This is a genomic window from Paenibacillus faecalis, from assembly GCF_900289175.1.
Classification (GTDB): domain Bacteria; phylum Bacillota; class Bacilli; order Paenibacillales; family Paenibacillaceae; genus Paenibacillus_AQ; species Paenibacillus_AQ faecalis.
Window position 1 is genome coordinate 604,947 of sequence record NZ_LT985747.1, and the last position, 25,378, is coordinate 630,324.

Annotated in this window: 27 protein-coding genes and 1 other RNA gene; 11 read left to right on the top strand and 17 right to left on the bottom strand. The window is 45.6% G+C overall.

The window, feature by feature from the left end; all coding sequences use genetic code 11:
- Positions 1 to 3: 3 nt before the first annotated feature.
- From C8268_RS02925 to C8268_RS02940, 4 genes are all read right to left on the bottom strand, one after another.
- Positions 4 to 1,128 carry a glycosyltransferase family 4 protein gene (locus C8268_RS02925; RefSeq protein ID WP_106769812.1) on the bottom strand — a complete coding sequence of 375 codons (1,125 nt, stop codon included), beginning with the start codon at positions 1,126 to 1,128 and terminating at the stop codon, positions 4 to 6.
- A gap of 194 nt (positions 1,129 to 1,322) precedes the next feature.
- Positions 1,323 to 2,123, bottom strand: coding sequence for an HAD family hydrolase (locus C8268_RS02930; protein WP_106766296.1), 801 nt, complete (start codon positions 2,121 to 2,123; stop codon positions 1,323 to 1,325).
- 57 nt (positions 2,124 to 2,180) lie between these two features.
- A complete protein-coding gene (locus C8268_RS02935; RefSeq protein WP_106766297.1) occupies positions 2,181 to 2,933 on the bottom strand; it encodes a pseudouridine synthase in 753 nt (250 codons plus the stop codon).
- On the bottom strand, positions 2,930 to 4,525 hold the full coding sequence (locus C8268_RS02940) for an RsmB/NOP family class I SAM-dependent RNA methyltransferase (protein ID WP_106766298.1): 1,596 nt from the start codon (positions 4,523 to 4,525) through the stop codon (positions 2,930 to 2,932). Before C8268_RS02940 ends, C8268_RS02935 begins: the two co-directional genes overlap by 4 nt.
- Before the next feature lie 137 nt (positions 4,526 to 4,662).
- Here C8268_RS02940 and C8268_RS02945 point away from each other — a divergent pair, with 137 nt between their 5' ends.
- Together C8268_RS02945 and C8268_RS02950 are read left to right on the top strand one after the other, a co-directional pair.
- Complete coding sequence (locus C8268_RS02945; RefSeq protein WP_106766299.1) at positions 4,663 to 5,187, top strand: thioredoxin family protein; 525 nt, start codon at positions 4,663 to 4,665, stop codon at positions 5,185 to 5,187.
- Positions 5,184 to 5,642 (top strand): PCYCGC motif-containing (lipo)protein, encoded by a 459-nt coding sequence (locus tag C8268_RS02950; RefSeq protein ID WP_106766300.1) that lies wholly within the window; start codon positions 5,184 to 5,186, stop codon positions 5,640 to 5,642. Before C8268_RS02945 ends, C8268_RS02950 begins: the two co-directional genes overlap by 4 nt.
- Before the next feature lie 121 nt (positions 5,643 to 5,763).
- Here the strand turns inward: C8268_RS02950 and C8268_RS02955 are convergent, their stop codons facing one another.
- Genes C8268_RS02955 through C8268_RS02965 form a run of 3 tightly spaced genes read right to left on the bottom strand, consistent with a single transcriptional unit; the run spans position 5,764 to position 8,131 of the window.
- On the bottom strand, positions 5,764 to 6,198 hold the full coding sequence (locus tag C8268_RS02955; RefSeq protein ID WP_106766301.1) for a DUF309 domain-containing protein: 435 nt from the start codon (positions 6,196 to 6,198) through the stop codon (positions 5,764 to 5,766).
- On the bottom strand, positions 6,188 to 7,012 hold the full coding sequence (yjbM, locus tag C8268_RS02960; RefSeq protein ID WP_106766302.1) for a GTP diphosphokinase: 825 nt from the start codon (positions 7,010 to 7,012) through the stop codon (positions 6,188 to 6,190). The genes C8268_RS02955 and yjbM overlap by 11 nt, the downstream gene beginning before the upstream one ends.
- Before the next feature lie 24 nt (positions 7,013 to 7,036).
- Positions 7,037 to 8,131, bottom strand: coding sequence for a quinone-dependent dihydroorotate dehydrogenase (locus C8268_RS02965; protein WP_199794908.1), 1,095 nt, complete (start codon positions 8,129 to 8,131; stop codon positions 7,037 to 7,039).
- Positions 8,132 to 8,317: 186 nt separating this feature from the next.
- Here C8268_RS02965 and C8268_RS22875 point away from each other — a divergent pair, with 186 nt between their 5' ends.
- Positions 8,318 to 8,455, top strand: a complete 138-nt coding sequence (locus tag C8268_RS22875) for a hypothetical protein (protein WP_199794803.1) — start codon at positions 8,318 to 8,320, stop codon at positions 8,453 to 8,455.
- On the opposite strand, the gene C8268_RS02970 is transcribed toward C8268_RS22875, so the two are convergent.
- The 3 genes from C8268_RS02970 to C8268_RS02980 form a co-directional block, all read right to left on the bottom strand.
- On the bottom strand, positions 8,452 to 9,819 hold the full coding sequence (locus C8268_RS02970; RefSeq protein WP_234032653.1) for a L,D-transpeptidase family protein: 1,368 nt from the start codon (positions 9,817 to 9,819) through the stop codon (positions 8,452 to 8,454). The genes C8268_RS22875 and C8268_RS02970 overlap by 4 nt on opposite strands.
- Positions 9,820 to 10,049: 230 nt before the next feature.
- Entirely contained in the window at positions 10,050 to 10,289 is a 240-nt protein-coding gene (locus C8268_RS02975) for a ferredoxin (RefSeq protein ID WP_106766304.1), read from the bottom strand.
- A 126-nt stretch (positions 10,290 to 10,415) separates the two neighbouring features.
- The gene (locus C8268_RS02980) at positions 10,416 to 11,714 is read right to left on the bottom strand and encodes a DNA polymerase IV (protein ID WP_106766305.1); all 1,299 of its coding nucleotides are present in this window, start codon (positions 11,712 to 11,714) and stop codon (positions 10,416 to 10,418) included.
- A gap of 185 nt (positions 11,715 to 11,899) precedes the next feature.
- Here C8268_RS02980 and cimA point away from each other — a divergent pair, with 185 nt between their 5' ends.
- Positions 11,900 to 13,519: a citramalate synthase gene (gene cimA, locus C8268_RS02985; RefSeq protein ID WP_106766306.1), complete on the top strand. Its 1,620-nt coding sequence runs from the start codon at positions 11,900 to 11,902 to the stop codon at positions 13,517 to 13,519.
- Between the two features lie 136 nt (positions 13,520 to 13,655).
- Here the strand turns inward: cimA and C8268_RS02990 are convergent, their stop codons facing one another.
- Positions 13,656 to 14,210 (bottom strand): TlpA family protein disulfide reductase, encoded by a 555-nt coding sequence (locus C8268_RS02990; protein WP_106766307.1) that lies wholly within the window; start codon positions 14,208 to 14,210, stop codon positions 13,656 to 13,658.
- A gap of 115 nt (positions 14,211 to 14,325) precedes the next feature.
- Here C8268_RS02990 and C8268_RS02995 point away from each other — a divergent pair, with 115 nt between their 5' ends.
- The 3 genes from C8268_RS02995 to C8268_RS03005 all read left to right on the top strand — a co-directional run bounded on the left by C8268_RS02995 (position 14,326) and on the right by C8268_RS03005 (position 16,094).
- On the top strand, positions 14,326 to 14,814 hold the full coding sequence (locus tag C8268_RS02995; RefSeq protein WP_158702659.1) for a M67 family metallopeptidase: 489 nt from the start codon (positions 14,326 to 14,328) through the stop codon (positions 14,812 to 14,814).
- Between the two features lie 116 nt (positions 14,815 to 14,930).
- Positions 14,931 to 15,380, top strand: a complete 450-nt coding sequence (locus C8268_RS03000) for a MerR family transcriptional regulator (RefSeq protein ID WP_106766309.1) — start codon at positions 14,931 to 14,933, stop codon at positions 15,378 to 15,380.
- A 30-nt stretch (positions 15,381 to 15,410) separates the two neighbouring features.
- Positions 15,411 to 16,094, top strand: a complete 684-nt coding sequence (locus tag C8268_RS03005; RefSeq protein WP_106766310.1) for a zinc metallopeptidase — start codon at positions 15,411 to 15,413, stop codon at positions 16,092 to 16,094.
- Between the two features lie 92 nt (positions 16,095 to 16,186).
- On the opposite strand, the gene gltC is transcribed toward C8268_RS03005, so the two are convergent.
- Both gltC and C8268_RS03015 read right to left on the bottom strand, forming a co-directional pair.
- Positions 16,187 to 17,131 (bottom strand): glutamate biosynthesis transcriptional regulator GltC, encoded by a 945-nt coding sequence (gene gltC / locus C8268_RS03010; RefSeq protein WP_106766311.1) that lies wholly within the window; start codon positions 17,129 to 17,131, stop codon positions 16,187 to 16,189.
- Between the two features lie 74 nt (positions 17,132 to 17,205).
- Positions 17,206 to 17,823 carry a rhomboid family intramembrane serine protease gene (locus tag C8268_RS03015; RefSeq protein ID WP_106766312.1) on the bottom strand — a complete coding sequence of 206 codons (618 nt, stop codon included), beginning with the start codon at positions 17,821 to 17,823 and terminating at the stop codon, positions 17,206 to 17,208.
- Between the two features lie 120 nt (positions 17,824 to 17,943).
- On the opposite strand from C8268_RS03015, the gene tpx reads away from it, so the two are divergent.
- Positions 17,944 to 18,462 carry a thiol peroxidase gene (gene tpx / locus C8268_RS03020; RefSeq protein ID WP_106766313.1) on the top strand — a complete coding sequence of 173 codons (519 nt, stop codon included), beginning with the start codon at positions 17,944 to 17,946 and terminating at the stop codon, positions 18,460 to 18,462.
- Positions 18,463 to 18,529: 67 nt separating this feature from the next.
- Here the strand turns inward: tpx and C8268_RS03025 are convergent, their stop codons facing one another.
- The 4 genes from C8268_RS03025 to cshA all read right to left on the bottom strand — a co-directional run bounded on the left by C8268_RS03025 (position 18,530) and on the right by cshA (position 22,278).
- Positions 18,530 to 18,922 (bottom strand): DUF1499 domain-containing protein, encoded by a 393-nt coding sequence (locus C8268_RS03025; protein ID WP_106766314.1) that lies wholly within the window; start codon positions 18,920 to 18,922, stop codon positions 18,530 to 18,532.
- A gap of 269 nt (positions 18,923 to 19,191) precedes the next feature.
- A non-coding RNA gene (gene ssrS / locus C8268_RS03030) (6S RNA) lies at positions 19,192 to 19,382 on the bottom strand.
- A gap of 56 nt (positions 19,383 to 19,438) precedes the next feature.
- Positions 19,439 to 20,227 (bottom strand): YesL family protein, encoded by a 789-nt coding sequence (locus C8268_RS03035; protein WP_106766315.1) that lies wholly within the window; start codon positions 20,225 to 20,227, stop codon positions 19,439 to 19,441.
- 482 nt (positions 20,228 to 20,709) lie between these two features.
- Positions 20,710 to 22,278, bottom strand: coding sequence for a degradosome RNA helicase CshA (gene cshA, locus C8268_RS03040; RefSeq protein ID WP_106766316.1), 1,569 nt, complete (start codon positions 22,276 to 22,278; stop codon positions 20,710 to 20,712).
- 303 nt (positions 22,279 to 22,581) lie between these two features.
- Here cshA and C8268_RS03045 point away from each other — a divergent pair, with 303 nt between their 5' ends.
- The 3 genes from C8268_RS03045 (at position 22,582) to C8268_RS03055 (ending at position 25,213) form a co-directional block, all read left to right on the top strand.
- Positions 22,582 to 23,403, top strand: a complete 822-nt coding sequence (locus C8268_RS03045; RefSeq protein ID WP_106766317.1) for a YitT family protein — start codon at positions 22,582 to 22,584, stop codon at positions 23,401 to 23,403.
- Positions 23,404 to 23,559: 156 nt separating this feature from the next.
- Entirely contained in the window at positions 23,560 to 23,754 is a 195-nt protein-coding gene (locus tag C8268_RS03050; protein WP_106769814.1) for a hypothetical protein, read from the top strand.
- A 331-nt stretch (positions 23,755 to 24,085) separates the two neighbouring features.
- The gene (locus tag C8268_RS03055) at positions 24,086 to 25,213 is read left to right on the top strand and encodes a putative glycoside hydrolase (protein ID WP_420094264.1); all 1,128 of its coding nucleotides are present in this window, start codon (positions 24,086 to 24,088) and stop codon (positions 25,211 to 25,213) included.
- The last annotated feature ends 165 nt before the right edge of the window (positions 25,214 to 25,378 follow it).

Consider the following 25,378-nt stretch of genomic DNA (forward strand, 5'->3'; position numbering starts at 1 on the left):
TTCTTATGTTTGATAGTTCAAATATAATTTCTTCAGTTCATTGACAGACTTTGTGAGCGAATATCGTTTCTTGGCGTTATCCCAAGCAGATCGCGCGAGTTCGTAGCGATACATCGGATCGGAAATCACCTTCTCAAGCGCTTCACTTAGAGCCATATAATCCTCCGAAGGTACAAGCAGTCCGTTAACTCCGTCCTCAATCTGCTCCGCAATCCCTCCAACATCACTGCCGACAAGTGCCAGACAGCTCAGCGCTGCTTCCGCAAAGACGGAACCAAACGCCTCTGCTCGTGAAGGAAGCACAAAAATATCAAAAAACGGCATAAATTCTTCCGGATGCAGTGTATACCCGTAAAATATCGTTTCCTGATATATACCAAGATCCCTGGCCAAATCCTCGAGCTCATGCCGGGATGGTCCGTCACCTATAATATGAAGCACATAATCATAGCCTTTTCGTTTTAGCTCCGCACAAGCTTTAAGCAGAACATCCAGCCCTTTAGCCGGGACGAGGCGGCATACCGTAACCAGCTGTGGAATCTCATTCTCATGCGGCACAGGCTTAAAGCGCTTTTCATCAAATCCGTTCGGAATGATCCTAATGGATTGTGGCGACTCTACGTAAGATGACATATAATCGGCAAAAGATCGCGATACCGTAATCAGCTCCTGACTGATATACTCCAGCTCCCGATACAACGATACGAGAAAACGATGCTCCAGACCATTCTCTTCGATCCTCCCGTTTAAAATGAGCTCCCGCTCATAACTAGAGTGTACCGTTTGGATCAGCGGCGTATCCGGAAATACTGCTTTCATGGCCATTCCGGCAATAGGATGATGCGCATGGATCAGATCGAAAGGCTTCTTCAAACGAAGGCGAATCCACCATATGTAGTCGAGATACGTTTGGATATACTTTTGAACGATCGGGCTTTTCGCGTAAACTTTCCAGTCAAACGTATGAAATATAGGCTCTCCTTCTCCTTTGTTGCGAACCCTTTTCGGCAACCAGAACAGCTCCATGTCCCAGCGTGAAGATTGAAATCGGTCTTGCAAATGCGGAATCATCGAAGAGACGCCCCCCGGCTGTTCAGGAGGGAAAAATAATGCCTGAAGTAATTTCATGAAGATCTCCTTTTTCGTAAAAATCATATATCTATACATACAACAATATATATATTTATGGAATATGTGTTCCTCTATTATTATGACATATGGAACTCTCAACATCCATCCGCTTTCACCGGAGTAAAAGCGCATTAAAAAACCTCCGCTGCCCCATGCAAGGAGGGAACGGAGGTTTGAAAAATCCATATCCATTATGACAAACAATACTTCACAAGCGCCTCATGTACACCGTCATCGTTGTTCGATGCCGTCAGCGCGTCTGCTGCAGCCTTTACTTCAACTGGAGAATTATCCATCGCAATACCCATACCAGCAAATGTAAGCATCGTAATATCGTTATAATAATTACCAATCGCCAGCACTTCTTCCGGCTTCAAGCCGCGTTTGGACGCAAGCTGCTGCAGCGCATTGCCTTTGGAAGCTTGCTTTTGCATCAGGTCGATGAAATACTCGCCGCTGCGTTGTATATTAAAGATCGGTTCCCACTTGCTCCAATCTTCGTAAACAGCTTCCATATCCGCTGCCTCTCCAAAAGCTGTAAATTTAACAACCGGTTCTTTCAGTTCTTCCCATGCCGGCAGGTTGGAAGGCAACATCAAATAGTTCTCATACATAAAACGCACAGGTCCCGCCAGTTCCTCTACGTTATCTACATACATCTCAAACGCCGTGTTAACATCAAAATGTACTCCCTTTTCCCGGCAATAATCCATGTAGGGATTCAGATTATTCTTCTCCATCTCGAACTGATGAATGATTTTCTTGGACTCTACTTCTACCGTAGCTGCCCCATTGTGGCTGATTACGTAACCGGTCAGGCCCATTTTCTCTAAAAAAGGAATCGTATTTTGCGGTCCCCGCCCGGTACACAGCACAATTTCAATTCCTTTTTCTGCGGTCTCCATAATCGTCCTCATCGTCCGCTCCGTCATTACGTGCTCATCGTTTAACAGCGTCCCGTCAACATCCAGCGCTACCAGTTTATAAGTCATGACTCCACCCATCCTTTTGTATATATTCTCTACTTAAGTTTTGTCAGCCAGGGTGCTTTAGCTGTGCTTTCCCAACAACGCCAATTCTTCGTTTGTAAGCTCACGGTATGAGCCGATCGGAAGTGATTCATCCAGTTGAAGCTCTCCCATCCGGACGCGCTTTAAGTAAATGACCTTTTTGCCAACGGATTCAAACATTCGCTTTACCTGATGGAATTTGCCTTCATGAATCGTAAGCGAAATTTTAGACAGCGGTCCGTTTTCCCGTTCTTCAATCGACAACACCGTCAGCTCAGCAGGCAATGTCACATACCCATCATCCAAGGTAACCCCCTGAGAAAAAAGAGCGACGTCCTCATCAGATACCTTTCCGGCTATATGAGCTTCATACGTTTTCGGCACATGCTTGCGCGGAGACAACAGCTCATGAGCAAGCTTGCCGTCATTGGTTAGTAAAAGCAATCCCTCTGTGTCTTTATCCAGCCGTCCAACCGGAAACGGCTCATAGGTCAGATAAGACTTGTCCAGTAGATCCAATACAGTCCGTTCCCTGATGTCTTCGGTTGCCGAAATGACCCCAGGGGGCTTGTGCAGCATTAAGTATACAAATTCCCTGTAATGAATCTGTTCTCCTTCAATCTCTATTGTATCCTGATACGGATTCACATGCATGGCCGGGTCCTTTACAGAAGATCCGTTTACAGTTATGGCTCCCCGCTTCACGATCTTTTTCAGCTCGGCACGAGAACCATAACCCATATTGGAGAGAACCTTATCCAGCCTTAGAGTTGTTCTGCCCTTGGCGCTCATGTTGATATCCACCTCCAGCTTGCCGGGTACTCATTTTTTAATATACCGGACTGCCATTTTCCCCAACCGGCAGAATACCCATCTATACATACTAACACATACCCTTTGGAATCGGTGACAGACTCGTAATGAATTCGGTCTGATGGGATTTCAAGCGTTTCACCTTTCAGGTAGCGAACAGCTTCTCCGTCCTGCGATGACAAACTGACCGATCTCAAAGCCTCGCCAGGTTTCAGCGCTGTAGCGAGTGGATGGCTGGGAATGAATCTTCCAAACTTGATCTGACCCATGTACCAACCTGCACGAACCGTCTTTAGTCCCTCCAGTCGGCCCTTTGGAAGCGGCGACAGATAGATGTAATTTCCGTGGACTACAGGATAGCCTTTAGACAAATCCAAATTCAACTGTTTATGGACAAAATCATAAAAAATCTCAAGATGACTTTGCTCGCTTCCTTTGCGGTCAGACTCAGAACGTTCGCCCGATCGTCTAAAGGTAGTTACCTTCTTCTGCTTCAGCCGATCACCGCTCTTTCGTGATGGTTTTTGTTTTTTCTCTGGTCTCGATGACTGCCATGCCCCTTTGGCTTCCGCTTTCGGCCAATCATGCAAGTCTACCTGTTCATCCAGTTGACCTGCCCGCTTGAGAACAGCTATAAAATGCCCTTCTCCATTGACCCGATGCGGCCATAAACGGCCTGTCCCCCGGGTTTGCTCAATGTATGTTTCAAAGTCAGGGTCACCCGCGCCATCCTGCTGTCTGCTATGCTCCATCACCCACTGCGCTTCTCCTGGCGAGAACCACTCGGAGTCACCAATAGGAACTACTGAAAACTCCGAATGGTCCTTCAGAAAAGCCGCAATAATCCCTTCGTTCTCTTCGGGAGAAAAGGTGCATGTGGAATAGACGAGCCTTCCTCCTTTGCATAGCATTTTGGCAGCCGAAGACAAAATCTCTCTTTGCATGTCCGCATATTTATGAGGTGAGGACGGGTCCCAATGCTTCAGCATATCGGCGTCTTTACGAAACATCCCTTCTCCTGAACATGGAGCATCAATCAGGATTTTTGTAAAAAACTGCGGAAACACCTCGGCAATTCGTTCAGGAGTTTCATTAAGAACCACCGCATTTCTCACACCGCACATCTCCACATTTTTAGCCAATGCTTTGGTTCGATCCGGTGAAAGATCATTGCTGATCAAAAGTCCCGAGCCTGCAAGTTTTGCAGCGATCTGGGTCGATTTACCGCCCGGTGCTGCACATAGATCCAGTACACGATCGCCGGGTACAACGCCCAGCAGCTCAGCCGGGGCCATAGCGCTTGGCTCTTGAATATAATATAACCCAGCGTGATAATACGGGTGCCGACCTGGACGAACGCTTTTCTCCACATAATACCCGGTTTCACACCAGGGGATGGGAGCGAGCGAAAACGGAGAGATCCGGCTAAACTGCTCCTTGCTGATCTTCAACGTGTTGATCCGAATGCCTGCGTGCGGAGCCTGTTGATAGCTTTGTTTAAACTGTTCATATTCATCGCCAAGAAGCGACTTCATTCTGGCCTCAAAAGGCGCTGGGAGTTGTAAAACCATATATCTACCTGCCTTGTCTATTAGAATATAAGAGAGTGAACTCTATTTGTTTCGCTGTGACATTTTATATTGTATAATAAAAAAAGTTAAAAAAGGTATGAACAAAACCATACAATTTGAACGATGGAGGTGAGTAATTGGACCACAAGAAAAAGAAATATACAGGTCTGTTCTTGTTTATCGGTATTTTTCTTGTACTTATCGGCTTGCTTGCATTTCTGAATACTCAAGGAGAGGAAAGCGAGCTGTACGGCGGCATGAAGGTCTCTGAAATGAATCCTTCGACGAAGGCCATTTTGGATGATCCCAATTATCAACAAATCATCCTGCCTGATGAATTAAACAAGAAGATTGAGAACAAAGAAAGCTTCTTTGTTTACTTTTTCTCACCGGATTGTCCTAGCTGTCAGGTGACAACACCAAAGCTGATGCCGCTTGCGGAACAAAGCGAAGCATACCTTCACCAGTTCAACCTGCGTGAATTTCAGGAAGGTTTAAGACAGTACAACATTGAATATACTCCAACCCTTGTCTTCTACGAGAATGGAGTAGAGAAAGAACGCCTCGTTGGCGGCATTACGGAAAATGCCAATGCGGATGGCAATACGGCAGAAGATTTTTCGCAATTTCTCGATAAATATAAAGGAAGTGTATCTCCATGAAGCGAATACATTCCATACTGATCACGGGGCTGATCAGTGCACTGCTGCTAACTGCCTGTTCTGACAAGGATTCTTCATCCTCTCACTCTCACGGTCTCGACTCCGAACAGTATGAAACGACAGCTTCTGTTGATGTCATGCCAGAACTTCTCTCCGTTTACACAGATAACACCCAAGCCTCTTATGCTGCCGTAGGGGAGCTCGAAGAGATTCTTAAGGAGCTCAAATGTTACTGTGGCTGTATGGATAATGAGAAGCTGCATGACTCCTTGCACCGTTGTTTCATAGCTGAAAAGAATGAAGAAGGCGTAAAGTGGACAGATCATGGCGCGCAATGTGGCACCTGCCTGGCAGAACTGCAAGATGCCAAGCGTCTGAAGGACGAGGGCAAGTCCTTGGAGGAGATTCAGGAATTCATCGATAATAAATACAAAGGAACAGCTCCTGAAGTATAATCTTCTCATTAAGGCTTGAAGATCATGCCGAACTTATTATTTACTTTCCTTTATTCTCAACAAACCCGCTGCTATCCATACGCAGCGGGTTTCTCATTATTCTCTTGAATATAGTACGCGCCTATGTACGCCGTGAACCGCGAGGCTGGGATAAGGCAGGACGAATTTCTGTTGACATCTTGGCTACAAGCGCCAACAATTTCGAGTCCAAAATCCGGATCGTGAGATCATAATATGAAAAAGGCTCTGTACTATACGATGCCAATCGGTCGGCATAGATGCCGACCTCGGTAACCAGCTTCGCCATATCGATCCCCAGTTCATCCGGCCGACACGGCTTGAGAAGTGTATAGGCGCTTGTCATCATTTTATAACCACCTCGAACATTTCCGTTCCGAAAATGGTACAGTCCCACAGCTACCTGCAAAAGCCCTTTATAGCGAGGGTCTCGGTCATTAGCAAGCCACAGCTCTTCCAGTACCTCGTGGCATTCAAAATAATCCCGGTCTCGATTGAAATAAACCAGGTAGGCAGCGTAGAGCGGATCATAATTCATTCTCATGACCTTTCTTTTTAGCTGCTGCCAATAAATCCTTAACCTCTTTCTGCAGTTCCTTTACCGCTTCCATGGACTCACTATGTTCTTTCTTCTGCCATATTTCATTAAACCGGGCTTGAAATTCAATCGCCTCATTGACCATATGATAGAAATATAGCTGATGGATCTCGTTGAGCAGCTGTGAAGTAATATTGGAGTTATCCTCAAATTGTTTTTGAGCCTCCAATATATCCTCACGGATACTCGACATTTCATTGTCCAGCGTATTTGCAGCTTCCGCCGCTTTTTTCAGTCGGGCACGGATTTCATCCGGCAGGCTTTCACGATATTTATAGCTTAAAGAATGCTCGATCGTTGCCCAGAAATTCATGGCAAGTGTACGAATCTGGATTTCAGCAAGTACAATTTTCTGACCCAATGCTGTTTGAACCGGATATTCCACAATCATGTGAAAGCTGCGATACCCGCTTTCTTTATAGTTGGTTATATAGTCTTTCTCATAGACGACCTTCAAGTCTTTTCTCTCGCGGATATACTCAGCTACCCGCCGAATGTCCTCCACAAACTGACACATGATACGAATCCCTGCAATATCCTCAATCCCGGTTTCCAATTGATCCATAGGAACATTCAATCGCTTAGCCTTGTCCAGAATGCTGGATATTCGCTTGATCCGTCCGGTTACAAATTCTATTGGTGCATACTCTTCTCGTTTTTTTAACTCAGCGCGCATTGTCTTGAATTTCACTTTCAATTCTTCAACGGCCTGTTCATACGGAAGCAAAAATGTCCCCCAGTCTCTACCGTCCATCGTCATGCCTCCTGTCTTTACCCCTTACCGATGATTTGCTCCTACAGCTTCAGATATGTGTGCATATCCGTCACGTTTCAGCAACGCTCGAAGACCTGCATGCAGCCTTCGATTCACCTCAGGGCCCTCATAAATGAGTGCTGTGTAAATTTCCACCAGGGTTGCTCCGGCGCGAATTTTCTCATATGCGCCTTTAGCAGTAAAGACCCCCCCTGAGCCGATAATCGGCAGGGAGCCTTTGGTTTGCTGATATATCCTTGAAATGATCTCGGTGGACCGCTCACGCAGCGGTTTGCCGCTCAGTCCTCCCGTTTCTTTTGCATTTCCGTGACTTAATCCAGCTCGGGACAATGTCGTATTTGTTGCAATAATGCCGGATACTCCGCTTCCGGATATCGTATCCACCATATACTCAAGTTCCTCGTCGCTAACGTCAGGAGCGATCTTTACGAGAACCGCTTTTTGCGTTCCATGGACCTTTGCCTGCTGTGACATTTCGTTCATGACCGCATCCAGTAATGAAGACAGCTCACTGCCATGCTGAAGGCTTCTTAAATCCGGTGTGTTTGGAGAGCTGATGTTTACAACAAAAAAGTCGCCATAAGGAAACAGCTGCCGAATACACGTCTTATAATCATCATGCGCATCCTCATTCGGCGTTTCCTTGTTTTTTCCAATATTGATCGCCACCGGGATTCGCCGCTCCTTAAGCAGTGATAAACGGCGAGCCATCGCTTCAGCACCTTCATTATTAAATCCCATCCGATTGATAAGCGCCTCATCCGAAGGCAGCCTGAACAATCGAGGAAGCTCGTTACCCGGCTGTCCCTTGGGCGTGACTGTGCCTACTTCCATAAAACCAAAGCCGATGGAAGAAAACCCTCTGACCGCCATCCCGTTTTTATCCAATCCGGCTGCAAGTCCGATCGGTGTGGGAAAGTGCAAGCCGAATAAATCTACGGCAAGATCCGGGGTTTCCTTAACGCCATATACTGTGCGCATAACTGCCTCAGCCCCAGGCAGCAGAGCGGTACGCTCAAGCCCCCCAACGACGAGATGATGAGCTTTTTCCGGGTCCATTTTAAAAAATAAAGGCTTGCCTATATTACGGTACAGCACATCCATTCTTCCTCTCATGGCTTATAATTTCTCTATCATTCAGTTTATCCGTTTCTGAAGTAAAAGGAAAGTTTTCTTGCCACTTTTGGGCATCTGCTTCCCGCCTCATGTTATAGCATTTTTTGGACAAACCTTATACAATGTAAGAAGTAATTCACCATAAACAATGAGAAGAGGGGAATGGAAATGTCAGCTAAGCGCAAACCACCGACACTGCAACAGAAAAAAGAGGAAGTCAACAAAAAAGCCATTCTGTGGATCGGCACAAGCATCACTTTGCTGATCATTCTGATCGTCGTTCTGATCATATTCGCCCAGCCTTAATCAAGCCAATTATATACTTTGTGGGGGTTCGTTTGTCCCTTTGCATGTTTGAGTGTAAAACGCTCATCCGGTATGACCAGGTCATCAGGCAGAACCCCTTCCTCAATACTCACTTGGGTCCCCATGGGCACAAGATCGAACAATTCCTCAACATCCTCCCCATACATGCGAATGCATCCTTCTGATTCATTCCTTCCGATGCTTTCCGTATCCAAAGTGCCGTGAATCGCGTAATTGGAATCCGAAAGCTGCATTCCGCGAGAGCCGTATGTCCCGGTTGCCGACCCGTTCGGGTTCATTACCTTATCGCTAATATGAAACTGGCCCAGCGGCGTTTTATTGTCACGGCCAAGCCCGACCTCATAATTTCGAAGCAGTACCGATCCACTGACAACGCCCAGCCGGTGATTTTTGCGGTCTATAATGACTTCCAAAGGCTCTTTAAAAAAAGCTTCCCCATCCGGAGAGGAGCCGAGGTTTCCTGGCAGCTTTTTATCCGGGTTACCGCCACCTGTTAAAATCGGAAATAACATGTTCATCGTTTCTGTTTTCCCGGAAAGCCAGTTATTCGGAAACGGTCTTGTTAGATCATCCAAACTTTCAGGGGCTTTGCCGTTTTGCTCCTGATAACGCTGAATCGCTTCCTTTAATACAGCATGCTGGACCTGTATGTCTGCCCAACGCTGCGCATCGCCCTTTAGCGCCGTACTCTTCGCCGGCTTGCAACCGCCGCATTCGGCCTGAACAGCCTCGAAAGGCTCGATGCCGATCACACCGTTTGCATCCTTATAAATGCCGTACAGGATCGGCATGTTCTCAGACCATATCTCCCACTTTCCTGCCCGCTTCATCCCAAGAGCCACTGTCCACGAAGGCAAACGATCCGATTCGGTCATCAGGTGCGGAAGTATGCTGGACCATCTCTTGTCGCGCTTACCAACAGCAGTGAATAGAGGGCCACGATACTCCTCATTTGTTGCCGCGGCTATAGTCAGCTGACTTTCCTCCGGACCATTCGGCCTGCTCTTGGCGAAACTTGACCCCGGCCCTCCCGGAGCGTCCACCGAAGGAATCATAGCCAGAAGCAGCAGTACAGCTGCCAAAAGCATATGCCGGACTCTTTTTCTCCTCTTATCCTTTTCTTTCTCAAGTTGTAAAAGCCGCGACTCATAATTTTTCCATATATCTGAAGGAACTTTACTCAGTTCAAACGCCTCATACACTTCTTCAGCACGGTTATAGCAATAATTGGCCTTTCCCTGCTCCCCGTTAGACTCGTAATCCTTCCCTAGCAAATACCAGGCCATTTTATTATCGGGATGCGTCTCTACATAGCGTTTGAGATACAGTGAATTGTTCAACATGAGAACCTCCGTCAGAACCTATTTCTCGAAGAAACGTTGGGTGCTTCTTCTTGTATATTCTGTTTATCGGCACAAAGGCCTCCATTCTGTATTCCCTACGCTAGGCTGCGAATATAATATCCGTCTACAAACATTTTCAGCAAAAAACAGGCGCCTTTGCATAAGTACGAGCAAAGACGCCTAAGTCAATTCCTATAATGAAACCTGCGAAATTCGCTCGCAGAATATGATTACTCTTCGTTAAAAGGCTCGTCCGCAATCCGAATGGAATCCGTAGGACATCCGTCACACGCATCTTCCAAATCTTCGTACAAGTCCTCAGGAATTTCCGTTATTCCCCGATTGTTATCACCTTCATAAATAACTTCCGCAAGACCTTCGTCATCATAATCATAAATATCGGGTGCTGTAGCGCCACAAGCGCCGCAAGCAATACATGTATCTTTATCTACCCATGTAAACTTCGCCATTGTTCCTCTGCCTCCTGTATGTCTAAAGCATAACTAAAGGTGCATAGTTTGTATGCACCACTCTCATATTAATACAATTTTTTTTGCAACACAAATGATATTCATTACATTTCTTTATTCAGAAATTTATTCCTGTTCCGGTTTACGGTTTGTATTACGAATAAAATCCATCTGCAATGAAGTTCCTCTAACCTTATGATTACGGATCAACGCTGAAGGATCATCCCCAAGCATTCCTGCTGTAAGCACCGCACTTTCCCCGAATTTGTTACGCAGCTCATCCATCACTCTCGTTAATGATTCCTTCTTTGGTTGCTTCTCATAGTCAAATAGATCCAGCTGAATAGCCGACTCTTCACGCGAGACGAGCTGTTGCAGCGTAACACCAAGCAGCCGAAGCGGTCTTTCTTCCACCCAATGCTTATCGTACAATAAACAGGCTTCCCGATATATATCCTCTGTATTCTCCGTTGGCGTGACAAGCTGACGAGAGCGTGTCGTCGTCTTCATATCAGGCGTACGCAGCGTGATTTGAATCCCTCCTGCCAACAATTTCTGCTTTCTTAGACGCCTTGCCACCTGATCGCTCAGATTAAGCAGCACACGCTTGACATCTTCTCGGGAAGTAATATCTGCCGGCAGTGTAGTCGCATGGCCAATGGATTTGCTCGGCTCTCGCTCAGCATTAACCGGGGAATGGTCCAAACCGTTTGCCGCTTGCTTCATCCATTTTCCCATCACTCCAAAAGCTTCGGTTAACATCTCCTCATCCGCTGCCGCCAACTGACCGATCGTTACGATGTTCAGCTTTTTGAGCTTGTCCGCCGTTTTCGAGCCAATACCGAACAATTCAGCACAGGGCCGGTTCCATAGCAGCTTCGGAACGTCCCGAATGCGGAGCACGGAAATGCCATTTGGCTTCTTCATATCAGACGCCATTTTGGCCAGCAGCTTATTTGGAGCAATTCCGATCGAGCACGGCAGTGACAGCTCCTCCCGAATGCGCGTTTGAATCTCCTCTGCGATCTGGGTCGGCGTCCCGAATTGCTTGGAGCCTGTAATATCGAGATAACATTCATCAATAGAAGTCGCTTCAAGCAAAGGCGTGTAAGCATAAGCGATGTTCATGAAGGCATTGGAATATTTACGATATAAATGAAAATCCGGCTGGATCAAAATCAGATCAGAATAGATCTTCAGCGCCTGACGCACATTCATCCCCGTCCGAATCCCTTTCCTGCGCGCTGCATAAGAACAAGTAACAATAACACCTTTACGAAGCTCCGCGCTGCCGGCAACAGCAGTCGGTTTACCGCGATACCGCTCCGGCTCCTCCGCCTCATGTACCGAGCAGTAAAAAGCGTTCATATCCACATGAAGAATTACACGTCCTCTTGCCGGATAATAATCGTTTATGTTTCCCACGGGTACATACCTTCTTCTTAAGTATTCTTTTGCATTAAGCATATGTCCCCTTGCAGCAGGGGTCAAGAAATAGGCACTCTTCTAAAATTTCAATTCTTTGTCACTTTGCCGTAAAGAAATGCTATAATGACAACATTATATCACTTCTACGGTCCATCCCGGACTTGCAAAAAAAGGAGGACATCATGTCTAAGTCAATTTTCATCTTTGATACGACGCTTCGCGACGGTACACAAGGCGAAGGAATCAGCTTGTCGGCGGACGACAAAATCAAAATCGCCAAAAAGCTGGATGCTCTTGGTGTCCATTATATTGAAGGCGGCATCCCGGGAAGCAACAGCAAGGATATCGAATTTTTCAAAAGAGTACAGCAGCTCGGCCTGACGTCTAAAGTTACAGCTTTTGGCAGTACACGTCGTAAAGAATCTATCGCACATCAGGATGCGAACCTGCACCGGATTCTGGAATCTGGTGTGAAAGCGGCCACACTTGTCGGAAAATCATGGGACTTCCATGTTCACACCGCTCTTCAAACTTCTCTTGAAGAAAATCTGGCCATGATTTATGATTCCATAGCTTATTTGAAACAACAGGGCCTTGAAGTGATTTTCGATGCCGAACATTTCTTCGACGGATTCAAGAATAATCCGGAGTACACCGTTTCTGTCTTGTCGAAGGCCCTTGAAGCTGGAGCCGACTGGCTCGTCATGTGTGATACCAATGGAGGCACTCTCCCGCATGAAGTGCATCAAATTGTATCTTCATTGAACAGTTCCCTTCCAGAAGCTCCGCTCGGTGTTCACACCCATAACGACTGCGAGCTGGCCGTTGCCAATACACTAAGTGCTGTTCAAGCCGGTGTAAGGCATGTTCAGGGAACGATGAACGGATACGGGGAGCGATGCGGCAATGCCAATTTATGCTCTATTATCCCGAATCTTCAGCTGAAGCTCGGCTATGATTGCATTGGCGAAGCGAATCTGAGCCAGCTGACAAGCACCGCACGCTATGTGAGCGAAATCGCCAACGTCAATATGCCTGTGAACCAGCCTTACGTTGGTAACGCAGCTTTCGCCCATAAAGGCGGCATTCACGTTTCTGCCATATTGCGCGACTCCAGAACGTACGAGCATATCGAGCCTGAGAAGGTCGGCAACAAACAGCGGATACTCGTCTCCGAACTTGCCGGGCAAAGCAACATCGTATCCAAGGCGCAGGATATGGGAGTTGATTTCGATCCAACCAGCGAGCAGTCCAAGCATGTCATTAGTAAAATCAAGGAACTGGAGCATCAAGGTTATCAATTTGAAGGAGCAGATGCTTCACTGGAACTGCTTCTTCGGGAAGCAAGCGGCGAGCTGCAAGAGCTGTTTACCTTTGAGTCCTTCAAAATGCTTGTCGAGAAAACAGCAGGGCGTCCTGTTATGTCCGAAGCATTTGTAAAGATTAAAGTGGCTGGACAAAGCATTTATACAGCTGCGGAAGGAAACGGGCCCGTCAATGCACTCGATAATGCACTGCGGAAAGCACTGCAGCAATATTTCCCTACCTTGAAAGAAATGCATCTATCGGACTACAAAGTACGTGTCATGGACGATAATGACGCTACGGCAGCCAGAGTCCGGGTGCTGATTGAATCCAAAAATATTGAAAACTCATGGAATACGGTCGGCGTATCAGGTAATGTGATTGAAGCTAGCTGGGAAGCACTTGTCGACAGTATGCGATATGCACTGCTGGGCCAGATGACACCGGCACAGACCGAAATCGAATCCTTGCCACGGCAGGGTATTATAAATCACTAAGAGTACCCCTTTTGTTCATAAAAACGATACAAAAAGAGCACGCTCCCTTCTCTAGTTCGAAGAACGTGCTCTTTCATGTTTGCAGAAACGAAACGACACCCTTTGTAAAAGGACGCCCCCCCAGATTACCATTGTATTAAGAACGAATAAGCTTTTTAATCTTCTGTTCGAGATCTTCCGGTTCCGGCGCTCCCAAAATAACTTCTGTAATGACACCTCTGCGGTCAATCAAAACGTTGGTCGGAAACACTTTTCCTTTATAAACATCCTCAAACACCTTGCCCTCCTTATCCAACATAATCGGATAAGTCAGGTTAAAATCCTTAACAAACTGACGGGCTTTTTTCTCATTGTCATATTTCGTAACGTTAATCCCGTAAATGTCCAGATCCTCTGCATAGGCAGCGGCCAGTTTCGACAGCTCCGGCGCTTCTTCTTTGCACGGTTCGCACCAGGAAGCCCAGAAGTTAATGAGGAGCGCTTTATCCCGAGGCCCCTCACCAGTATATGTCTTGCCATCCAATCCTTCGAGCGAAAATGCGGGTGCAAGCATACCTGCCTTAGCTCCGGTTTCAGTAGGCAATGGCTTCTCATCCATAAATACAGACACGATCTTGTCCCCTGCCTGATTGTATACCACCAAGATCCCCACCAGAACAATCATTACCAAAATGGTCAAGTTACGTTTCATGGATCGTTTCCTTTACTGATAGACTTTTTATAGTCCCTATTGTACCCTGAATACCATAACTTTCAAACCAGCTATAAGATGAAATATGATACTTTTCATAATAAAGGAGAATACCATGAACGGCCGAAATGATAATGATTTCCCTATACAAATAACCTCCGAGGTGCTGCACAAGATCCGTGAGCAAACCTTTTCCTGCCTTCCCGAAGAGGCTTGTGGCGTATTTCTAGGGAATCTGTCAGAAAGAGGTTTGCGGCTTGATGACTATATTGCCATTCCCAACACCGCCACCGATCCAAAGCTTTATTTCTCGCTGGACCCGGTGGTCTGGACCGCTCTTCTGTTTAATGAACCCCGCATATGCGGCTTGTATCACAGTCATCCCACCAGCCCTCCACTTCCTTCCATTGAAGACTTGAAGCAGCTGCAATCATTCGGCGGACTGTTAAAAGTATATTTTATCGGCTCACCACAACTCTCTTCTCCCGGTGATTATCAGCTCCGCGCTTATCAGATCATACCCGATCAGCGCAGAGCACCCGAACGAAATGGACAGCAGTGGACATTAAGCCAGAAAGACTATGTCATTTTGCGTTCTGTATAAATGTACACATCATTGTAATAGAAAGCATAACGTTTGACTGTACGGTTAGCGATCATGTATCATATTTCTATTAGAAGTTAATATCATAATCATACAGGCCTGCGAGGTGATAAAACGTGGGAAGTTTGAGTGCACCGAAGCTGTATCGTATCGGTGAATTGGCAAAGGCGGCAGGGATCAGCGAAAGAACCATCGACTATTATACGAAGCTGGGTCTGATCTCCCCTGAGGAACGAACTTTGAAAAATTACCGTCTATACAGTTCTGAAACTTTAAACACGTTGGAACGTATTAATCAACTTAAACAAGAGAAATATACCCTGGAAGAGATTAAAAATACGCTAGAGCGCTGGAAATCAATTGCCCAAGATGCTGTAGTTACGGATAAATTAACCAAGCTGGAGCTCCATATCCAGCAGCTGGAACGAGATGTCAAGGAACTTAAGCCTCTTCTGAAAGACCTGAAGCCCAATCAGGCACGTGCGGCTTTAACTAATATTCTTCCAAAGGGAGCGGCTTGTATCGAGTCGCTGCAAATATTGCTCAATCAATTTACTCCTATGTAATCCTAATACTAACTAACGGAGGTATGATGAATGTTTTATTTTGACCCTATGCTAATTCTTATTATCATTGCATTTATCCTCACCCTGGTGGCACAGTTCCGGGTAAAAGGAACGTTTAATAAATGGGCCCAGGTAGAGAATTCAAGCGGAATGACCGGCTACGATGCAGCTCGCCATATGCTGGACAGCAACGGCCTGCATGATGTACCGATCGAGCCCGTACGGGGCGCTTTGACAGACCACTATGATCCGATTCAGCGTGTTGTCAGATTGTCCGAACCCGTTTACTACGAGCGTTCAATTGCCGCTGTCTCTGTTGCCTGTCACGAAGTTGGCCACGCCATACAGCATAAAGTGAAATACCCAATGCTCGTTGCCCGTCATAAAATGTTCCCAGTCGTCAACTTTGCATCCGGGATCGCCCCATTTTTGCTCCTTGCCGGATTCTTTTTCCAGGCAGTTAATCTGATTGGTCTTGGTATTATTTTCTTCTCGGCGGCTGTTGCATTTCAGCTGGTTACACTGCCGGTCGAATACAATGCCAGCAACCGGGCTCGTGACATTATGGTTTCTGAAGGATATATTTCAAACGAAGAAGAACGCGGTGTATCCAAAGTATTAAACGCCGCTGCCTTAACTTATGTAGCCGCTGCTCTTCTCTCCTTGCTGGAGTTGATTCGTTATATTTTAATCTTTGTCAATAACCGCGAATAACCCCGCGACTATTATCGCAAAAAAACAAGCAGACCACTGGAAGATTGATTGATTCTTCTCAAGTGGCCTGCTTTTTTTCTTTATAAGATTAACTAAGTGCGGGATAAAGGCGGGGCACTGTCCATCACTTTGGATGGCTCGGCTTCCGGCTCCAGACCGAAATATTCCAGCAAAAACCTTCGAAATGCCTGAGCTACAGGTGGAAGCTTATCATCCGCCCGATGAATCAGCCCGATTGAGCGAGTTACTTTTGGTTCCGTAACACTTACTCTTGCCGGCTGAAGCGGGTTCGTCTGGAACAGCGCCATTTCCGGCAGCAGGCTTACTCCCATACCCGCAGCAACCAGGCCCCGGATCGTATCTGTTTCCTCCCCTTCAAAGGCTATTTTCGGTGTGAAACCTGCCTCCAGACAAGCATGCCATACAATCGGGCGAAGAGAATAACCCTTGCTGAAGAGTATGAAGTGCTCATCTTTTAGCTGCTCCAGCTTGATGCCCTTCTCACCCGCAAGCGGATGATTAGGAGGCAAGACAGCGAACAATTCCTCAGTCAGTACTACATTTCCTTCCACGTGATCATGACGCTCAGGAAACGGGGATACAAATGCCAGATCGACTTCCGCAGAAATCACATCCCGAATGAGCGTTGGAAACATCCCCTGCTTGAAACGGAATCTTACATTCGGATAGCTTTTACGGAATTCCGCCACGACCGACGGTATCAGATGAATGCCGAGACTGTGAGGAAAGCCGATACGGATTTCTCCCTGCTCCGGGTCCAAAAACTCATGAATTTCCGTTACTGCACGCTCAAGGTCTTTCATAATCTCTTCAACCCGCTTACAGAACAACTGTCCAACAGGCGTCAGCTGCAAATTACGTCCCTTTTGCATAAACAGATTGACGCCGAGCTCTTCCTCCAACTGATGAATCTGCCGACTAACCGCAGACTGGGCCACGTGAAGCTCTTCTGCCGCTTGGGTAACGTGTTCCTTCTGCGCAACCTTTACGAAGTATTGCAACTGTCTTAATTCCACGCGATGATCGCTCCATTCTGAAATCCCATGCTACTTTTTTTTAGAACAAAACATTAACCGTTCCTTGAACGATTTTACACTCGGCGCTGCTTTACGAGACGAATAAGCAGGCCGTAAATAAAGAAACCAGCAACCATTCCGCTTATATGTGCCATCCAGCCGATCCCAGGGGCAAACGAGAACAGAATCCCCAATACTAGCAAAGTATAAAGAATCTTTCTAGAAGCTTCGTCCATCTTATTCTGCTGGAACAAGGCGATATACAGAAAAGCTCCGTACACTCCGTAAATCGCACCTGAAGCCCCTACAAGCAGCGTATATTCCCCAACTCGATCATAATGGGCAACACTGACGATATTTGCTATAACCCCGCTGGAGAGATACAGCAGTGCGTATTTAAACGATCCAAGTATTCGTTCCAACGGCGGTGCGATCACCAATAAACCAAAGCTGTTAAAGAACAAGTGATCAAACCCGCTATGCAAAAAAATTGCTGCGAAATACCGCCACCATTCTTCACGAAAAGGTTCCCTATTTGTCACCGCGCCATACTCCAGCAATGTTCCAAAGTTGGTGGACCCGCCGTTAAATGTCAGAACAAAGAACATAGCAAGATTCACAATTAACAGCAAAGAAGTGAAAGGGTAATAACGCAAATAACTTTTCCAGTTTTCATATCGAATAAATATCATGGCATTCTCCTATCCCAACCGGATACAGGTCATCCTTAGGTGGACATTCCCTTTTTAAAAAGATTATAATGTACCATGAACCCGATCACCAAACTTTGATATTCAAGGAGGAGATTTTTCATGGCTCAAGAACGTACAGGTGTCGCTACATTTAAAGGCAACCCTATCACCCTTATCGGTCCAAAGCTTCAGCCAGGCGATTCAGCCCCTGATTTCACCGTTAGCAAAAACCTGCTGGAAGAGGTTACTCTTAAGGATTTTGCGGGGAAAATCAAGCTGATCAGCGTAGTGCCTTCCCTCGATACCGGCGTATGCGATGCTCAGACTCGCCGTTTTAACGAGGAAGCAGCTGCACTGGGTGACGATGTAGTGATCCTGACTATAAGTGCAGACCTTCCATTCGCGCAGGCACGCTGGTGTGGAGCAGCCGGAGTAGACCGGGTCATCACATTGTCTGACTATAAATCCCGCTCCTTCGGGCAAGCCTACGGCGTTCTGATTAAAGAATTCCAGCTCGACATGCGGGCGATTTTCGTTGTAGATCAGAACGACAAAATTACTTACGTCGAGTATCTCGGCGAAATGTCCGAGCACCCGAACTATGAAGCAGCCGTAGAGGCCGTTAAATCACTGCGATAATAATTATTTACGACAACAGCAGGCTATAGTTATAAAGCGGGAGAGCAGCTCTCCCGCTTTTTCGTGTTTAACTATCGATTTTATACTTGCCGATCTTTTTCTCCAAGGCTGAAAATAAATTTAAAATAACACGATAGTTAGCTCCAAGATCACCTAAAGAGCCACGAGAGGCTGAATAAATATCGATAGCAGATCGTACTGGACTTATTCCAAGCACGGATACTGTGATATCCAATGTACGCCCGAGGGAGGTTTTCTTCTCCAAAGTAATTTCTCCGACTGAAGGGACCTCATGCAGCACTTTATACCCTGGTATTTTTTTGAGCGTTGAAGATACTTCTTCAAGACATTTCTCTTTAGAGAGGTTGTAGTAACGTGTTTTCAGTTTGGGGTCTTTAGCACGGTCGCTTGTGCCGTCATAACTTCGCACGATACCCGTTAGAACTCGTTTTAATGACAAAGACCGTTCCTCCTTTTTCTCAATGACCGTTCCCTTTTCACTATCTAGTTTATCAATTGTTTATGCTTTCAGCAAACCTTTATTGTAATTGTGAACATGCTCACAACAATCAGAAAAAAACCAGCATTGGCGTCCTTTTTAAAAGACAAAATCAGCTCCTGAAAGTAGTATACGCCAAGTGAACAATATAGATTAATTATTCTTATTTGTTTATAAAAAAACGCCCATCTTTCAAAATCGAAAGAAGGACGCTTTAATGATCAGCTAAAGAAAAACCCGCCTATGCCGTTTCGGTAACATTGTCTTCGAACCTGCGTAAAACAGGTGGGTGATCTCAGTAATCGTATATGAATTCCCCTTAGACAAGCAGGGCATTTCAGCCACGAAACAATGTTGATCTCCCGAGACATCGTCATTGGTTCAAAACAACGGAGTACCGTTACGCACATCGCAGGATGTAATTTAATTATAGGGGCTTTTTGCTAAAATGTAAACCTGTCATTTCTGTTATTTCGACTATTTATCGTCAGATTTAACATGTTCCATCTCTTCTAGCATAGCTTGTTCTGCAGACTCTTCTTCTTCAATCTGTTTCATCCGCTCTGCCTGCTCCTGCATTTTTAGAAAAGTAGCGTAGAAGTTAAAGAATGCGAGCAAAGCCATCAAAGAAAACAGGAAAATGATAAATAGCGCAGGCATTTTCATACCGATAAATACTAAGACAGCGCTTCCTGCCAATGTTGAGAAAACACGAAACGGACGAATCAACGTAAGCAGCACCGCATTTTTCAACAAATGACGGGTTTTCATTTCATAATGAACCGTCATTGAGAAGAAATTGAACATCGAGACGAACAATACTAAAAGAAGAACTAGCATCACCATTCCAACAATCTGGAAGTTCTTAAACTGTGTCATGTAAACGGTGTAGTCAATGTACATGATAACGAACAGCAAGGTGTACACGATACCACCGAGCATCGACTGCTTATAGTTTTCCTTGTAACCTCTGAAAAAAGTTTTAAAAATCGGAATATCTGGATCTCCCATGACCCACTTTCTGACAACCGTAAACATTGCAGAAGTAGCTGGAAACACCAGAAACGGGGTTAGAATTGCCAAAACCCAGTTTAACAGTATTTGCTCATTGTGCGCTTCCGGGATCTGAATAAACATCAAGAACTTTGTGAAAAGCACAAATAAAAAAGGGGAAGTACACAGAACCCACAATATATTAGTGAACGCGATGCGGGTTATCCACTCGGTAACTTTATATAAGCCACCCATGGCTCCTTTCATTTCCAAAACGTTTCCTCCTCACTAAATCTCATGCATGTATTTAATAATATACCTTATTTCACATGCACATGACCAGAGCCTAATTTATAGCTGATTAGGTTCGTGTCCAATCCATCTTAACGATTTCCCCATAATATATGGACGTAATCATTAATAACCAACCTATGGTAAAGGAGTTGAATGCACATGTCTTTTTGCTCTGGCTTCGGATTTGGTTCTACTATAGGAATCGTTCTGGTCCTCTTTATCTTGCTGGTTATAATCCTGCGTGCTTTTATCTAAATTAATCATTAAGCCTGAAGTCCTGCAATAATATCAAGCGTAAGTTCACTCAGTCTATGACGAACCATGCTTAGGCTTGAACAATGCATCCAAGATTCACAATAACGTTTTCGAACTTGTACTTTCTTGGATAATCAAAAAGACGGAGCTGCCGCTATAGAGCGGGCTCCGTCTTCCTCTATTGTCTGAAATTGTTAATACCGAATCTAGCCTCTGTAAGAGCTATCACCGCTCCGGTTCGGACGGCGGTCTCCATTGTTCGTCCGCGGCTTGCGATCTCCGCTATAGTTGCGGTCACGACTGCCACCACCGTTATCACGGCCGTAGCCGCCTTTGGAGTAGCCTCCGCGTCCGCCGCTGTTGTTACGGTCACGATTGTAGCCACCGTAATTGCTGCGACCATAGCCGCTAGGCTTGCGGCCGCTGCGGAGATCTGGCTTCCGGCGCTTCACACGAATCGGATCTTCTGGTGTAAGCTGGATTTCAGCTTCTTTTTTGTTGTCGCCAGTCAACAGTTTCATCGCTGCAGCCAGCAATTGTACAGAATCATACTGCTCCAAAAGCTGAATAGCCAAGCCTTTGTATTCGTTCAGCTCGCCATTCTCGATAATCTCAATCACTTGCTCGGCAATCACACGCTGTTTCCCTTCAATCGCTTCCGCCATCGTTGGAAGCGGCTTGCGTGGAATGCGGTGACGGGTCACCCGTTCGATGAAATGAAGATGATCCATTTCCCGCGGAGTGACGAAAGACCATGCAGTACCTTGTTTACCGGCACGGCCCGTACGACCGATACGGTGTACATAGCTCTCAGGGTCCTGTGGAAGGTCAAAGTTCACAACATGCGATACCCCCGATACGTCAAGGCCACGGGCTGCTACGTCAGTGGCTACCAGAACGTCAATGCTTCCGTCACGGAATTTACGCATGACGGTATCACGCTGATGCTGAGACAGGTCGCCATGCAATCCGTCTGCAGAGTAACCTCGTTTTTGAAGCGCTTCTGCCAGCTCGTCTACCCGGCGCTTGGTACGTCCAAAAACAATCGCCAAATCGGGAGATTCGATATCAATCAAACGGCTCAGCGCTTCGAATTTCTGACGTTCAGGCACTTCGATATAAGCTTGATCGATCAATGGGGCACTAACGTGTTTAGGAATTACGGATACGTGCTCTGGGTCTTTCAAAAACTGTTGTGCAAGCTTTTGAATATTAGGGGGCATTGTTGCCGAGAAAAGCATGGTTTGACGTTCTTCAGGGACAAGCTTGAGAATGGTCTGAATGTCCTCCATAAAGCCCATATCCAGCATTTCATCCGCTTCATCCAAAACAACGGTCTGAACATCGTCGAGACGAATCGTTTTTCTGTTGATGTGGTCAAGTAAACGTCCTGGTGTTCCGATAATAATCTGAGGCTTCTTTTTAAGAGCGCGAATTTGGCGTCCGATGTCTTGTCCGCCGTAAATTGGGAGGGAACGGATTCCTTTAAAACGGGATAATTTACCGATCTCTTCAGCTACTTGAATTGCCAATTCCCGGGTTGGTGTCATCACGAGTGCTACAATACGATCTTCATTCTTGTTAATTTTGCTAATGAGCGGAAGACCGAATGCTGCGGTTTTACCTGTACCCGTCTGTGCTTGTCCAATCATATCTTTTCCGGTAAGCGCAATCGGAATGGATTGGGACTGAATCGGAGTGGCTTCCTCAAAGCCGAGCTCTGTTATTGCCTGAAGCACTTGTGGCTCCAGGCCAAATTCTGTAAATGTTTTCAATAGGTTCAAACTCCTTCTATCTAGTGGACATCCCACTTTCTTCTCTGTATTCTTAAGTAGCAGAAACGTTATAGGCCTTGTTTTTTGGTCCGCACGCTTTTCTGCAAGAGATGGACCGTTCTTTATAATGCCGCCAGTCCAAAGGTCAGCTATCTGTATAGTCATCCTGTTAAGCATGTTTTTAAACATACAAAGTTATCATTGTAACGAACTACTCAAGAATATCCAACACATTATATCACAAAACAATTCTGGAATACCAGCAAGCTACTTTAACTCATACTACTTCAAGAGGTGAAATTTTTGATTAAATATTTATGGAGCTATCTTGCCATAATATTGGGTGGAATCGTTATCGCATGCGGTTTTAACCTGTTTATCATCCCCCACCATCTTCTCAGCGGCGGTGTTTCCGGGGTGGCCATACTTATCAGTTATTTTTCTCCATTTAATATCAGTATCATGTATTTTGTGTTAAATATTCCGATTTTGATTGCCGGCTGGATTAAGCTTGGCAAACGATTCGTTTGGCTCAGCATATTGTCTGTACTTGTAGTTACTCTCTTATTAGAGATCATACCCGTTCAAGCCGTAGCACCCGATATGCTTCTCTCTGCCGTGTTTGGCGGCGTTCTGGTCGGGCTTGGCGGCGGATTATCTTTTCGGGTCGGAGGTTCAACAGGCGGCTTCGATATCATTGGCTCCCTTGTAACACGACATCGGGATTTTCCGGTCGGCAATGTGCTTGTCGGGATGAATACATTGGTTATCCTGGCTGTAGCTTACCTGGAACAAGACTGGAATATCGCTCTAGCTTCCATGCTGTCCATGTATTTAACAGGAAAAGTAATTGACCTTGTTCATATCAGCCATATTAAAGTAACGCTGTTTATTGTAACCGACAAAACAGAGGATCTGCTGGAAAAATTGCTGAAGCGTCCGCGCGGCGTCACCAAAATTAGAACCGAGGGAGCTTTTACCCATAAAGAAAAGGATATGCTGATGACGGTAACGACTAAATATGAGCTTGCCGAGTTAAAGGCAATCATTACGGAGACAGATCCTGAAGCGTTTGTTAATGTGGTGGAGACGATCGCGGTAATGGGGCAATTCCGCAGAAGTTAATTTCATCTATTTTTATAAAAAAAGTTTGTGGTATAATATTGTTGCGCAGTTCTTACAATAGCAAGAGATATTTTCAATCAGCTCAAACCAAGTTTTTCCGTTTTACTAAAAGACGTCCTGCCTAACCTAAATCCAAGGAAGGAAAGGGTGATTTTGATGGAAATGGAAACTGTAAAACTGTCAGAAATCGTCATGAAATGGTTTCCGGACATGATGCCTTTCTTTAGACAGAACGAGCTGAACTCCATCATCGTTCTAAGGGATGGGCTCAATATTCTGGAAGAGGACGACGCATTGCAGATCATACAATGTAGTATTTATGAATATCAAAACCAAACTTACCTTCACTGATTTTTGTGGTTAAAGATCACATGATTTTAAGAGCGGTGCCGTTACTTCCCGATCATCTTCGCGGAGTAACGGCATTGTTTGTTGTTATATCCATCAAACTGTGACTCTCCTGACAAAATTCTCGTTTAACTGACTCCCATTTCGTTTAAGAACACTACGTACCGGTATACCATTTTACATTTAAAGTTCCTCGGTAATATGAACCAGCATTGTAACAAAGCTGTTCTTTTTATTGACAAGTGTTCCTTTATAATCATGTAGTGAATGCAGACAAGGGAGAGAAGCCATTATGAACATCATCTTAGCTTTATTAATTTGGGCTGCAGGAGGCATGGGAATAACCGTTCAGCCAGACGGGCAATCAACCAGCCTGCTTGAGACAACTGTAAATTCTGCACTTGCCCAGCACCAGACTAACGAAGGCACCGGCTCCAAACAAAAAGCTGTGAAAACCGACCCGCAGAAGGATGCACCTAAAGTAAAGGGCATCTATGTGACCGCCTACAGCGCAGGGGGCTCACGTATGGATCAGCTCGTGGATCTGGTGAATAAGACCGAACTGAATGCCATGGTTATCGACATTAAAGATGATGAGGGATACATAACGTATGAGACGGATAATCCCAAGCTTCAAAAACTCGGGAAATCGCAGCCTTTTATTAAGGATATCGACAAGCTAATGCAGCGGTTGGAAAAACACGACATTTATCCGATCGCCAGAGTCGTCGTCTTTAAAGATACGATCCTCGCTAACAAAAATCCCGAGCTTTCTTTCCGTAAAAGCGATGGCACCGTATGGAAAAACGGCAGAGGCGAAAGCTTTGTGAACCCATACAGCAAAGAAGTGTGGGACTACAATATCGAAATCGCCAAAGAAGCGGCCAAGCTCGGATTTAAAGAAATCCAGTTTGACTATGTGCGTTTCCCTGAAGGCTTTGAAAAACGGGCGAATTCCTTGAAATATACAAAAACAGATCAATCCCGGGTCGATGTCGTATCCGATTTTGTAAAAAAAGCACGTGAAGAGCTTGCACCGCTCGGCATTCGCGTATCGGTCGATATTTTCGGATACGCCGCTTCTGTGCCGGCAGCTGAAGGCATCGGACAGGACTTTGTGAAAATATCTGAAAATGTGGACGTCATCAGCCCAATGGTTTATCCAAGTCACTATTCGACCGGCTGGTACGGCTCCAAGGTGCCTGATAAAGCTCCGTATCAAACCATCAAAGGGTCCATGAAGGACACGCATAACAAGCTTGATCCGCTTGGCTCTGATAAGCCAATCATCCGCCCCTGGATACAGGATTTTACTGCCAGCTGGCTCGGCAGCGGCAACTATATGAAATACGGCAAGAAAGAAATCGAGGAACAAATCCGCGCGCTTCATGATATGAACGTGGATGAATACTTGCTCTGGAATGCGGCTAACCGCTATACTCCGGGAGTAAACTACAAGTAAGTCTTCATCAATGAACTCTGTAGACAGCAAAAATAGTACTGAACAAAGATCCGGTATGCATGCCGGATCTTTGTTTTTGAAAATTTAAGGTTTGTTATATGAAGGCAGATTGATTACAATAAGAAGTTGTGCTCTAAAATATTACTTGCAAGGAAGGCTCTCATC

Excerpts from the sequence above, each read along its gene's own strand:
- C8268_RS02925 (WP_106769812.1), bottom strand. The coding sequence starts at position 1,128 with ATGAAATTACTTCAGGCATTATTTTTCCCTCCTGAACAGCCGGGGGGC.
- C8268_RS02930 (WP_106766296.1), bottom strand. The coding sequence starts at position 2,123 with ATGACTTATAAACTGGTAGCGCTGGATGTTGACGGGACGCTGTTAAAC.
- C8268_RS02935 (WP_106766297.1), bottom strand. The coding sequence starts at position 2,933 with ATGAGCGCCAAGGGCAGAACAACTCTAAGGCTGGATAAGGTTCTCTCC.
- C8268_RS02940 (WP_106766298.1), bottom strand. The coding sequence starts at position 4,525 with ATGGTTTTACAACTCCCAGCGCCTTTTGAGGCCAGAATGAAGTCGCTT.
- C8268_RS02950 (WP_106766300.1), top strand. The coding sequence starts at position 5,184 with ATGAAGCGAATACATTCCATACTGATCACGGGGCTGATCAGTGCACTG.
- C8268_RS02955 (WP_106766301.1), bottom strand. The coding sequence starts at position 6,198 with ATGAATTATGATCCGCTCTACGCTGCCTACCTGGTTTATTTCAATCGA.
- yjbM (WP_106766302.1), bottom strand. The coding sequence starts at position 7,012 with ATGGACGGTAGAGACTGGGGGACATTTTTGCTTCCGTATGAACAGGCC.
- C8268_RS22875 (WP_199794803.1), top strand. The coding sequence starts at position 8,318 with ATGTCAGCTAAGCGCAAACCACCGACACTGCAACAGAAAAAAGAGGAA.
- C8268_RS02970 (WP_234032653.1), bottom strand. The coding sequence starts at position 9,819 with ATGTTGAACAATTCACTGTATCTCAAACGCTATGTAGAGACGCATCCC.
- C8268_RS02975 (WP_106766304.1), bottom strand. The coding sequence starts at position 10,289 with ATGGCGAAGTTTACATGGGTAGATAAAGATACATGTATTGCTTGCGGC.
- cimA (WP_106766306.1), top strand. The coding sequence starts at position 11,900 with ATGTCTAAGTCAATTTTCATCTTTGATACGACGCTTCGCGACGGTACA.
- C8268_RS02990 (WP_106766307.1), bottom strand. The coding sequence starts at position 14,210 with ATGAAACGTAACTTGACCATTTTGGTAATGATTGTTCTGGTGGGGATC.
- C8268_RS02995 (WP_158702659.1), top strand. The coding sequence starts at position 14,326 with ATGAACGGCCGAAATGATAATGATTTCCCTATACAAATAACCTCCGAG.
- C8268_RS03005 (WP_106766310.1), top strand. The coding sequence starts at position 15,411 with ATGTTTTATTTTGACCCTATGCTAATTCTTATTATCATTGCATTTATC.
- C8268_RS03015 (WP_106766312.1), bottom strand. The coding sequence starts at position 17,823 with ATGATATTTATTCGATATGAAAACTGGAAAAGTTATTTGCGTTATTAC.
- tpx (WP_106766313.1), top strand. The coding sequence starts at position 17,944 with ATGGCTCAAGAACGTACAGGTGTCGCTACATTTAAAGGCAACCCTATC.
- C8268_RS03050 (WP_106769814.1), top strand. The coding sequence starts at position 23,560 with ATGGAAATGGAAACTGTAAAACTGTCAGAAATCGTCATGAAATGGTTT.
- C8268_RS03055 (WP_420094264.1), top strand. The coding sequence starts at position 24,086 with ATGGGAATAACCGTTCAGCCAGACGGGCAATCAACCAGCCTGCTTGAG.